Source organism: Runella limosa DSM 17973, assembly GCF_000482465.1.
Lineage (GTDB): Bacteria > Bacteroidota > Bacteroidia > Cytophagales > Spirosomataceae > Runella > Runella limosa.
In genome coordinates this window covers 13,594-26,003 of record NZ_KI519423.1, presented here as the reverse complement: position 1 = coordinate 26,003, position 12,410 = coordinate 13,594, and the positions used below count along the sequence as shown (strand labels likewise).

Genomic DNA, 12,410 nt, shown 5'->3' with positions numbered 1-12,410 from the left:
AGAGCCAGTATTCATCAATAAAACCTAACAACAACCCTTTGCAGTTATGGAGAGTTCTTTATCGTCTGCCGCAGGCGAATCTTCTCGTTATGAATCGGCTGCTTCGAGTCGAGATTTTTTTCTTAACATTCCACCTTATTTATACGCCGTAGTATTTTCGTCGCTCTGTGTGATTACGGGCTTGATTTGGGACATTTGTTGGCACATGAGCATTGGCCGCGATGGACTGCTATCGCCTCCGCACGTGGTTATTTACGTGGGAGCGGTTGTGTCTGGGCTTTTTTCGGGCTACCAAGTGTTATATACTACTTTCAAAGGCAGTGCGACCGAAAAAGCCAAAAACGTTAAGATTTGGGGCTTTTTTTACAGTTCACTGGGGGCGTTGTTTTGCATTTGGGGAGCTATGATGATGCTTACATCGGCTCCTTTCGACGATTGGTGGCACAATACCTACGGCCTTGACGTCCAAATCCTTTCACCACCTCACACGGTGTTGGCTTTGGGAATTATTGGGGTTCAATTTGGGGCAATTGTGAGCGTGATGTCGGTTAAAAATCAAATGAAAACCGCGAAAAAAGACACTGACTTTTCACAACGTCGGCTCAAACGCCTCAACCTGATGTTTGCGTTATCGGGTGGTTTTTTGATGACGATGTGGTACACCTTGTTGTCGGAAGAACTTGGTAGCTGGGAAATGCACAACGCGAGTTTTTATAAATTGTCGGCCATGGCGTTTCCTATCTTTTTGTTGGCAATGGGGCGCGGCAATGGCGGACGCTGGGCGATGACCTCCGTGACGGCCGTTTACACCGCTTTAATGTGTTTGACGCTTTGGATTATTCCGTTGTTTCCTGCTGAACCTAAATTAGGCCCCATTTGGAATCACTTTGACCATTACCAAGGATTCGCTTTCCCGATTCTGTTGTTACTGCCTGCTTTAGCGATGGACTGGCTAATGCACCGCTTTGTGTACCTAAACGATTGGAAGTTGGCCGCCCTTATGGGCTTGGCCTTTGTGCTTATTTTGTTGTTGGTACAATGGCCTTTTGGGAGTTTTTTACGCGAATCGCCTTATTCGCGTAACTGGATTTTTGGAACACACTATTATTATTTTGGCAACGACCCCCACTGGGAATACCGCTACAAATTTGCCCCTTGGACAGTGCAAACCACTTCACAGTTTGCGCTGGGAATGGTATATGCGTTGGGCTTCGGCTACGTGTCGTCTCGGATTGGCTTGGCGTGGGGAAAATGGATGCGAACTATTCAACGATAACCAGAGGAGGAAACAATCATGCTGTTAGTTAAGTATAAAAAAATCATTTTTCTCCTTGGGGTAAGTTTGTGCTTGGTACTTCAACTGTGCGCGCACGTTGGGAGTTCGGGCGTGTTGTACCAAGGACAAGCAGGCGGGTATCGGGTGCTGGTGAGCTTGATGCCACCCGATGTGATTCCAGGAACGGCGAATGTGACGGTGTATGTCGAAGAAGGAAATGCCAAAAAAGTAATGGCGCGTCCGATTTATTTCCGAACAGGAGATGAAGGCGCTCCTTCAGCCGACGAACTTTTGCCTGTTGTTGGGCAAGTTAGTCAATTTCAAGGCGTGGTGTGGCTGATGGCGGGCGGGGCGTCAAGTGTCCAAATCACCATCGAAGGCGACAAAGGAAAAAGCGAATTGGTGGTGCCGATTGCGGCTATTTCTACTGCTCAACGCGAAATGCCTGCGGGGTTGGGGGTGCTGTTGAGCGCGTTGGGATTGTTATTGGTGGTATTGTTAGTAACAACCATCGGAGCCAGTGCCAGCGATGGGTTATTGAAAGCAGGAGAAGCCTTGACGACCAAGCAAAAACGCGCTCGGTTAGTGAACATGGGCGTTGCGGTGGTGGCGTGTACGCTCATTTTGTACGGTGGGAGTAGCTGGTGGAGTAGCTGGGCTGATGACTATAAGCAGCACTTATACAAACCTTTAGAAGGAAAAGCAGCGGTAATTAACCAAAGCGGTGAGCGACTTTTTCAACTCAAGATAGATACGACACACCTTCTCAAAACAAGGCAGCGAAATACGCTGAGTTTTTTGATTCCTGACCATGGGAAATTGATGCACTTGTTTTTGGTACGTCAACACACGTTAGACGCCTTTGCCCATCTTCATCCCGAGCGACGAGATACGGCTACGTTTGAGGCGTATTTGCCAAAACTTCCCGCAGGTAAGTACCTCGTCTATGCCGATATTGTGCAACGCTCGGGATTTACGGAAACCATCACCGATACAGTCGAAATTCCAGCCATACAAGGAAACATTTTTCCCAAAACAGACCCCGAAGATACCTATGTGGTGTCGGATCCGCTGAACAATCCCAAGCGGATTCCTGTTGACGAAAATGTAGTTATTTGCGGTAAACCTGGAACAAGCACCAAGCTAAAAGATGGCTCTACGGTGGTGTGGGAGGGTAAATCGAACGTCGCGTTTGAAGCAGGAAAGCCCTACCAACTGGCATTTGAAGTGTTTGATCCTGGCGGAAAACCTGCGGTTTTGGAGCCGTATTTGGGCATGAACGGTCACGCGGCTATCGTGAAATCGGACGGGAAGGTGTATATCCATTTGCATCCTGTGGGGACGTATTCGATGGCCGCCCAACAAAGTATGCAGAGCCGAATTGCGGATACAACCAAAATTTATCGCCTGACAACTTCTCCCAAGATATTCCGAGATAGCATCGACCGCTACGTGGCAAGTCTCAAGGCAATGACACCTTCGGAGCGTGACCGATTGTTGATGCAAACCATGACGGGCATGAACGCGCACGAAATGGGCAGCATGAAACACGAAAACCGAATTGTGTTTCCGTATGCTTTTCCCAAAGAAGGACAATACCGTATTTTCTTGCAAATCAAGCGAAACGGGCAGGTTTTGACGGGGATTTTTGATGCCGTTGTGAAAGCTCCAGCGATGTAGTGGGTGAGGCGGTCTGACTATCGTCTGACCTCGTCTCGGTCAGACGATAGTCAGACCGTATGAGCAGTCAGAAAAGAAAATCAGACGCTACAGGGCTGTTTTGGGAACTCAAATCAAAAAAAGTTAATTATTTTGCGAACGGCGTTATTGATAAAAAATACCCCAATCGCAAACTTCATGGAAATAGACATAGAATTTCTTCACTCACGTTTTAACGGTTTGTTTGAGCTAAACTTGCTTAAAGAATTAGCGCAAATAGGAACCTACATGGAAATCGAAGAAGGGCACGTACTGATGCGCCCAGGGGCTTATATTCGTAGTGTACCCATTATTTTGAGCGGCTCTATCAAAATCTTGCGCTCCGATACCGATGGCCGAGAGGCATTGCTGTACTATTTAGGAGGAATGGATTCGTGTGCTATGTCATTGACTTGTTGTTTGAATCGTCGTAAAAGTGAAATCACCGCCGTAGCGGAAGAAAAAACAAAACTAATTTCGGTTCCCGTCGAGAAAGTCGAAGAATGGGTGTCGAAATATTCCTCATGGAAACAATTTGTGTTTGCCACGTACCAAAAACGATTCGATGATTTGTTGGGAGCCATCGACCAAATTGCCTTCCGAAAACTTGATGAACGCCTTTTGAGCTTGTTGCAACGCAAATCAAAACAATGCGGATGTAGCGTATTTACGGTAACGCACGAAGAAATTGCGGGCGAATTGGCTACGTCGCGCGAAGTAATTTCACGTTTGCTCAAACAACTTGAAAAACTCGGTCGCGTAAAGCTTTCACGGAACAAAATTGAATTAATGTAAAAAAAAGAGGCTTTGTGATAATTATCACTTATTGCCCGTAAGCGTCGCTCTACTTTTGCAGCATCATTCAATTCTTCTGCAAGCGTATGAGCACGTTAGAAATTTTCGGTTTTGGAGCCTCTATTTTGATTGGCGTTAGCCTTGGGCTTATTGGCGGTGGCGGTAGTATTCTGACTCTGCCTGTTTTAGTGTATCTTCTTCATCTTAACCCAGTTACCTCAACGGCCTATTCGCTGTTTATTGTGGGTTCCACGTCGTTGGTTGGTTCGTTTACTTATATGCGTAAGGAGTTGGTTAATTACCAAGCGGCGATTGTTTTTGCGATTCCGTCGTTCATTGCGGTCTATCTTACGCGGAAGTATTTGGTGCCTTCAATTCCAAGCTCATTGTTTACGGTAGGTGGCTTTGAAGTGACCAAAAACATTGCTATCATGGTCTTTTTTGCCCTTGTCATGTTGGGGGCTTCTTATTCAATGATTAAAGATAAAAAAGAGGCCAAAGGAAATGATTCGGAAGAACTGAAATTTAATTACCCCTTGATTTCCCTCGAAGGCGGTGTGGTTGGAATTTTGACGGGAATTGTTGGAGCGGGTGGTGGTTTCTTAATTATCCCTGCTTTGGTGTTATTGGCACGCTTACCGATGAAAATGGCCGTTGGAACGTCTCTACTGATTATTGCGGCAAAATCGTTAATTGGCTTTGTGGGCGATATGTCCAATATGCAAGTCGATTGGCCCTTTTTGCTCGAATTTACCGCCTTGTCGGTGGTAGGTATCTTTGTCGGGACTTACATGTCAAAATACATTCCTGGGGAGAAACTTAAAAAGTCCTTTGGATGGTTTGTATTGGTAATGGGTATGTATATCATTGCTAAAGAACTCATGTTCAGTTAAAAAAAGACTTGTGTGACCAATGTCACGGTACAAGACGAATAAAAGTTGGAATTTTACATCACAAACAATAACATTCTCAAAAGCGCATGAAAATCGAACAAATTTATACGGGTTGTTTAGCCCAAGGAGCTTATTACATTGAAAGTGAAGGCGAAGTAGCCGTGATTGACCCACTTCGCGAAGTGACGCCGTATATCGAACGTGCAGCCAAGGATGGCGCAACCATTAAATATGTTTTCGAGACTCACTTCCACGCCGATTTTGTGTCGGGTCACTTGGATTTATCTCAAAAAACGGGAGCGCCAATCATCTATGGCCCCAATGCCAAAACAGGTTTTGATGCGCACATTGCTACCGATGGCGAAGAGTTTCCACTGGGAAAAGTGAAGTTTAAAGTGTTGCATACACCTGGCCACACCATGGAGTCAACGTGTTATTTGTTGATTGATGAAAACGGCCAAGAAAAAGCGTTGTTCAGTGGAGATACGTTGTTTATTGGTGACGTAGGCCGCCCCGACTTGGCACAAAAATCAGATTTGACCATCAACGATTTAGCAGGTCATTTGTACGATTCGCTTCGTAACAAAGTAATGACCTTGCCCGACGATGTGGTCGTTTATCCAGCGCACGGTGCAGGCTCGGCTTGTGGTAAAAACATGAGTAAGGAAACAACCGACTTGCTAGGAAACCAGAAGAAGTTTAATTACGCACTTCGGGCAAATATGACGAAAGAGGAGTTTATTGCGGAAGTAACAAACGGTTTGGCAAAACCGCCTCAATACTTCCCTCAGAACGTGAAGATGAATAAGGAGGGCTACGAAAGTATCGACGTAGTGATGGAGCGTGGTGCGCAGGCATTGAGTGCAGCGGCATTTGAAGCTGCCGCCAACGAAACGGGCGCGGTGATTCTCGATACGCGCGGTGCCCAAGTGTTCAACAAAGGGTTTATTCCAAATTCTATTAATATTGGCCTTAAAGGTGATTTTGCCCCGTGGGTGGGTGCATTAGTGCCCGATGTGAAGCAAGAAATTTTGCTAGTGACCGAAGTTGGCCAAGAAGAAGAAGCGATTTTGCGTTTGGCACGCGTTGGCTACGACAACGTGATTGGTTATCTTGAAGGAGGCATCGAAACGTGGGTGGCTTCTGGACAAGAAGTGGACACGATAACGTCGATTACGCCCGATGAACTTGCGGATAAAATGGCGGAGGAAAAAGTGTTGGTCATTGACGTTCGTCGCCCAAGCGAGTTTTCGGCAGAGCACATTGATGGCGCTAAAAGCTTACCGTTGGACTACATTAGTGAATTGATGGCCGAATTTCCCAAAGATCAAACCATGTATATTCACTGCGCGGGTGGGTATCGTTCGATGATTGCCTCGTCGATCCTGAAGTCGCGTGGGTATGACAACCTTATTGACATTGCTGGCGGTTTCGCAGCGATTTCAAAATCGGGTCGTTTTACGTTGACCGACTACGTGTGCCCAAGTACTTTGAAGAAGTCGTAGAAATATAAAGGGATAAAAAATAGCTAGAAAGTAAGGTTTTAGGGAACAATTAGTTACTCCCCAGTATTACTAGCCGCATAGGCAGTAGTACTGGGGTTTTGTGTTTATAAAAGGCTTATGCTTCGTATTTTCTATTTCGATCTTTTGGCTTTTTTACTATCTTTGTTTAGAGTTAACATAGAAATATGCAAAGGAGAATAGCAATGGTGGCAAAACAAATCCACCTGAAAGACCCCCACCAAGAAGAAGCTGATTTAGCTTATTGGCTCTCAAAAACACCTCAGGAGAGATTGCAGGCGGTTACAATATTGATACGTCAAAACATGATTGAAGGGCAAAGAATGGACAGAACAGCGAGTTCAAAACGAACGATGAGATGACACTTGACCCCGACTTCGAGGATTTTATAAAGTTGCTCAACCAATTTGAGGTTGACTACATGATAGTTGGAGGCTACGCTATGGCTTTCCATGGCAGACCACGCTATACTGGTGACCTAGATATTTGGATTGATATTTCAGAAACCAATGCTAAAAAAATGCTTTTGGTGATAAATACTTTTGGATTTTCTTCACTTGGATTTGAAAAAGAAGATTTTCTGAGAGAGAATTTGATCAACCAAATTGGTTATCCTCCTTTACGGATTGATATTTTGACAAGCATCGATGGTATTAGTTTTAGAGAAGCATATAGCCAAAAGCAAGTGATTACAATTGGTGATTTTACTGCAAATTACATAGGTTTAGCCCACTTAATTCAAAATAAAAAAACAAGTGGCCGCGAGCAGGACCAATTAGATGTAAAAGCCTTAGAAAAAAATAGAAATAAGTAAATTGCTAATTTCAAACATTCTTCAAGTTAAATCTCAGATTATTATTGGGTCATAAAGCTTTTGTCTGAATTGGGCTTACAATTTCTTTAATGAGCAGAGCGGCAGTAATCCTACTTGTTCGCAGTTATTACTTCTTTTAATATTTTACTAATAACGCTTTTACTATAAAGTTTATTAATTCTATAGTATTAAAAGAAAAAAATGACATGGCTCTTCCCTATCAAAATCTTTGGCAGTAGTACTGGGGTTTTGTGTATGTCAATTTGCCAAAGAATAAAAATTGCAAACGTTTGCATCTTGAGATAGGAGGATGTTGCTTTTCGTATAAAAAATATTATTATATCATTGTGCCTGATTTAACCAAAAACGACCCTGTGATTACCTACTTTGAACGCACTTCGCCATGCCAGTGTTGGCATGGGTTGACATTGAGCCAGTTGTCATCCAAAACCATAATTTAAAGATTTCATAACATCTCAAGGGTAGTCTCAGTGGGCAATATTACCCACTTTTGCGGCCTCAAATGGGCGAAGTTTTTATTATTATCTTATTCAACACTTCAAACAACCCTTTTTTTTATGCAACACTTTTTCGATTCTCCTCCTTTTAAGCTTCTATTCAGCATCCTTATGTTAGGGTGTATGGGGCTTTTTTCTACCCATGTGCAGGCCAACACGCCCGTAGCAGCACCGCGCTCCGTGGCAGACATTACTGTCAAAGGCCGTGTGACGGATGCGGACACCAAAGAGCCGCTTGTGGGATGTAACGTGGTGGTAAAAGGTACTCAAAAAGGAACCAATACCGACGCAAACGGAAATTTTAGCATTGTAGTCTCGGACGAGAAAGCAGTGCTCGTCATTGGATTTATTGGCTATGAAAAACAAGAAATTGCCGTAGGAAGCCGCACCAACGTAGAGGTAGTCCTCAAATCGTCGGCGTCGGAGCTTTCGCAAGTGGTAGTAATTGGGTACGGAACTACCACCAAAAAAGATGCAACGGGGGCGCTTAAAACCCTCAAAAGCACTGATTTTAACCGTGGTATTGTCAACTCTCCTGAGCAACTTCTTCAAGGTCGAGTAGCAGGGGTAAACGTTACTTCGGCAAGTGGCGAACCAGGTGGTCGTCAGTCGATTACCATTCGTGGGCCTGGTGGGGTTCGTACGGGAAGTACGCCTTTGTTTGTATTGGATGGTATCCCGCTCGACAACTCAAGCACGGGTGGAGCAACCAATCCCATGAACTTCCTTAACCCGCAAGACATCGAAGCCATTGACGTATTGAAAGATGCGTCAGCAACGGCCATTTATGGTGCGCGTGGTGCCAACGGGGTGGTGTTGATTACTACCAAAAAAGGGAAAGCAGGAACGGCCAACATTTCGGTTTCGTCAAATATTGGTGTTTCTAACGTCGCAAGGGCTTTGCCTTTGTTTACTGCCGATGAATTTCGCAAGCAAGTAGTGGCTGTGGGAGGTACGCTCGATGACCTCAAGGCAAACACTGATTGGCAAAAAGAAATTACGCGTCAGGCCATTACCCAAGACCACAACTTGTCGTTTGGTGGCGGTACCGACAAACTCACTTACTATGGTTCTGTGGGTGCTCAAAACCAAGAAGGGGTGATGAAAAACAGCTCACTCAAGCGTTATACAGGCCGTTTTAATGCTTCACAGAAAATGATGGACGGACGCTTGGTGGTGGACATGAACTTGACCGCAAGCCAGACCATCAACAACCGTCCTCCAGTGGAAGGGGTACTTGGCTCGGCGCTTTCGGCCAATCCGACCTACCCTGTACGGGATGCCAACGGTCAATTGGCGCGTTATCAAGCATTCACTAACCCCGTGTTGGCGCTTGATTTGAACAAAGACATTACGACCATCAACCGTATTGTAGGAAGTATTTCGCCTTCGTTCAAAATCTTGAAAAACTTGACTTACAAACTGAACCTTGGGGTGGACAACTCAAGCTCTACGCGTGACGTACAGGTGTTCCCAAGCACAGTGCCGCAGCAAGATGGCCGTTTGGAAGCAACTTACTTGGACAACCGCAACGTATTGGTCGAGAACTATTTTACATTTAATGAAAGCTTCGGCGACCACAGCATCAATGCCTTGGCGGGGCACTCTTACCAGAAATTTACGTTGGCAGGTCGTAACTGGAGCATTAACAAATTTGCAGTTTCTCCGATTGAACCAGCCAATAACCCAAGCTTAGGTCAAGAATTGACGTTGGCCACCAACCGCCCAGGTGGTTTTGCGGTCATCAATGAGTTGCAATCGTTTTTCTCTCGTTTAAATTATACCTTCAAAGATCGCTACTTGTTTACTGCGACCGTGCGTGCCGATGGTTCAAGTAAATTTGGAGCCAATAACAAATACGGGATATTCCCGTCGTTCTCAGCAGGATGGCGCTTGTCGGAAGAGTCGTTTATGCAGTCAGGTCCTTTCACCGATTTGAAACTTCGTGCAGGTTGGGGACAAACAGGTAACCAAGAGATTCCGTCGAAAATTACCCAAGCGCTCTTTACTTCAAGTGCTTCAGCTACAACAAGTTATCCGTTGGATGCTTCAACGAGCTATCCAGCAGGAACAACTTTCGTTCGCCTAGCCAATCCAGACATTCAGTGGGAATTATCTTCTCAAATGGACTTAGGGCTTGATTTTGGTTTGTTTAAAGGTGCATTGACTGGTTCAGTTGACTATTTCCGTAAAGTGTCAAGCAAAATTTTGTTGGAAGTAATCCCTGCTGACCCTATTCAGCCTGCTTCGACTTACTGGACAAACGTTCCTGATATGACCATCACCAACCAAGGGGTGGAATTGGATGTGAACTATCGCCACATTGCTCAAAGCGGTTTGCGTTTCGACATTGGTGGTAACATCACCTTTATCAAAAACGTAGTAAACAACTCGCCTTACACCGTGATTACTTCGGGCTCGGCAACAGGGCCAGGTTTGACATCTGCTACCGTGAACGGTTATGTAAATGGACAGCCTATCGGTACATTCTACTTGCGCCAGTACGTTGGAATTGATGATAAAGGCGTGAGCAAATACGCTGACATCGACGGCGACGGCACAGGCGGTACCGATAAAGACCGTATCTCAGCAGGAAGCGCATTGCCTACGCGTCAGTTCAACATCAATGCCAGTATCGCTTACAAAGGCTTTGATTTAGGGGCGAACTTTAACGGGGTGTCAGGAAATAAAATCTACGATAACACCGCCAACGCGTATTTCTACAAAGCACGTTTGGTTAAAAACTTGAACGGCATCACAGAATCAGCAGGAGAACCCAACGAATCTATCAACAACGCTGCGCCAGTTTCGACGCGATTCTTGAAAGATGGCTCGTTTTTCCGTCTTAACAACCTGACGTTGGGCTATAACCTCGACACCAAGAAAATCGGAATCAACAACTGGATTTCTGCGGCTAGATTCTCTGTCACTGGTCAGAACTTGTGGCTCATTACGAAATACAATGGCTACGACCCAGAAGTAAATACAGATCGGACGGTAAATGGTATTTCGTCGTTTGGTATTGACTATTTGAGCTATCCCAAAGCCCGTTCGTTTATTTTTAGCCTGAATTTAACTTTCTAAGAACATGAAAAAAATACTTATCATATCCTTCATTTCTTGTGCGCTTTTAACCCTCAACAGTTGTACTGATTTGGTTGAAAAAGTACTGGATGAATCATCGGCATCGGGCTTGACCGACAAGCAAGCGGCCGACGGTAGCCTTGCCCCTGTATATGCGCAGTTGCCCAATATTTTCTTGCATACCAACTACTTTGCCATCCAAGAAATTTCTTCGGACGAGGCTATTTTACCTTACCGAGGTGGTACCGACTGGGGTGACAATGGGATTTATTTGGCCATGCACCAACACACGCATACTAGCACCGACCCTAACATAAGAAACACTTGGTTGCTACTTACGCAGGGGATTTCGCGCGCCGTGACGGCCATGAGTGCGTTGCCAAATATCAACGACACCAACGCTAAGACCTACATCGCTGAAGCCCGTGGGATGCGTGCTTACTACAATTTGTTGTTGCTCGATTTGTTTGGACTGGTATTCTCGAAAGAAGATGCCAATGGTCTTTCGGTGATTTTGCGCGGCGACCAAGCGGTTGAGTACTTGAAAGCGGAATTTTTGGCCGTTGAACCTAGTTTGCTGACAACCGTTGGGCCTGGTCGCCTTACCAAAGGTGCTGTATGGGGATTGTTAGCACGTTTGCACCTCAATGCTGCCGTCTATCGTGATCGCTACGCTACCAGCTTCCAGTTTAAACCGGAGGACATGGACAAAGTGGTCGAATACACCGACAAAATCATCAGCTCAGGTCAGTATAGTTTGTCGGCCGATTATTTCTCAATGTTTAACTCCGATAACAACAGCAACAAAGAGTTGATTTTTGTAGGGGAACAACGTGCCGAACTCAACGGCCACAACCGTATGGCGTATTTCTCGTTGTCGGGTGACCAGTTCCCATTGCCTGCTTTCCCTGCTGCAAACGGAACCGACGGCCCTGCCATCACGCCAGATTTTTACCAATCTTGGGTTCAGGCAAACGACGGAAAAGATCCTGCGGGTATTGACCCTCGTTTCTTTAAACAAAACTGGACGATGCCTGCTGACTCGTGTATTGCGGCTGATAAGTTTGAAATGAACCGTGGAATTTTGCGCGGAACGCAGTACGGTTTAATCCGTGTCAATGGTGCTTTTGTACGTTGTGGAAACAACTACCGAGTAGGAAAACTTTTCAACGTAACACGTAACCGTCCAACTTTGGCCGTGAACTTTACGGAACAAGTAAACTTTACGGTAGTAGGTAGCGACTACAACACAGGCTACCGCGTGTTGAAGTATGAATTTAGCAAAAAATCATCTTCTGGTCGTAACCTCGGCGATGCTGACCTCGTGATTTTCCGTTTGGCAGATGCGTATTTGATGCGTGCTGAAGCCAAACTTCGCAAGAGCAACGATGCCGCTGGGGCTTTGGCAGATGTAAATACGGTACGTGCTGCACGCAAAGCAGTAGGTACGCCTGCACCAGCTTTGACCAGCATGACCCTCGACTTGCTTTTCCGTGAACGTGGGTTTGAGTTTTATTGGGAAGCCCAACGCCGTACGGACATGATTCGTTTTGGTAAATACGAAGGTACTTGGACTGAAAAAACCAACAATGACCCGAAAAAACGTATTTTCCCGATTCCTCAAACGGCCATCGACGGAGCGTCGAACCTAGTAGGTTATCTTAAACAAAACGATAGCTACTAATAAATAGCAAGTAAATCACTATTTTGGAAGGTGGCCTCTCTAGCAGAGGCCACCTTTTTTTGTTGACTGTAACAAATGTCACATTTCAATGAAAAAATTATATAGAATTTAGCGTTCTCGATTAC

General features: G+C 45.2%; 8 protein-coding genes. All 8 read left to right on the top strand.

Translation table 11 applies throughout. The features are described 5' to 3' along the window. Nucleotides 1-46 precede the first annotated feature (46 nt). The 8 genes from K339_RS0120110 (at nt 47) to K339_RS0120070 (ending at nt 12,285) form a co-directional block, all read left to right on the top strand. A complete protein-coding gene (locus tag K339_RS0120110; RefSeq protein WP_028525210.1) occupies nt 47-1,276 on the top strand; it encodes a hypothetical protein in 1,230 nt (409 codons plus the stop codon). An 18-nt stretch (nt 1,277-1,294) separates the two neighbouring features. Continuing rightward, nucleotides 1,295-2,956: a DUF8832 domain-containing protein gene (locus tag K339_RS0120105; protein ID WP_028525209.1), complete on the top strand. Its 1,662-nt coding sequence runs from the start codon at nt 1,295-1,297 to the stop codon at nt 2,954-2,956. A gap of 177 nt (nt 2,957-3,133) precedes the next feature. Then, nucleotides 3,134-3,769, top strand: a complete 636-nt coding sequence (locus tag K339_RS0120100; protein WP_028525208.1) for a Crp/Fnr family transcriptional regulator — start codon at nt 3,134-3,136, stop codon at nt 3,767-3,769. 86 nt (nt 3,770-3,855) lie between these two features. Then, nucleotides 3,856-4,662, top strand: a complete 807-nt coding sequence (locus K339_RS0120095; protein WP_028525207.1) for a sulfite exporter TauE/SafE family protein — start codon at nt 3,856-3,858, stop codon at nt 4,660-4,662. Between the two features lie 86 nt (nt 4,663-4,748). Further along, nucleotides 4,749-6,167, top strand: a complete 1,419-nt coding sequence (locus K339_RS0120090; RefSeq protein ID WP_028525206.1) for an MBL fold metallo-hydrolase — start codon at nt 4,749-4,751, stop codon at nt 6,165-6,167. 376 nt (nt 6,168-6,543) lie between these two features. Then, nucleotides 6,544-6,999 (top strand): hypothetical protein, encoded by a 456-nt coding sequence (locus K339_RS0120080; RefSeq protein ID WP_028525204.1) that lies wholly within the window; start codon nt 6,544-6,546, stop codon nt 6,997-6,999. Nucleotides 7,000-7,640: 641 nt separating this feature from the next. After that, nucleotides 7,641-10,601 (top strand): SusC/RagA family TonB-linked outer membrane protein, encoded by a 2,961-nt coding sequence (locus K339_RS0120075; RefSeq protein WP_374754667.1) that lies wholly within the window; start codon nt 7,641-7,643, stop codon nt 10,599-10,601. A gap of 4 nt (nt 10,602-10,605) precedes the next feature. After that, nucleotides 10,606-12,285 carry a RagB/SusD family nutrient uptake outer membrane protein gene (locus tag K339_RS0120070; RefSeq protein WP_028525202.1) on the top strand — a complete coding sequence of 560 codons (1,680 nt, stop codon included), beginning with the start codon at nt 10,606-10,608 and terminating at the stop codon, nt 12,283-12,285. Nucleotides 12,286-12,410 lie beyond the last annotated feature (125 nt).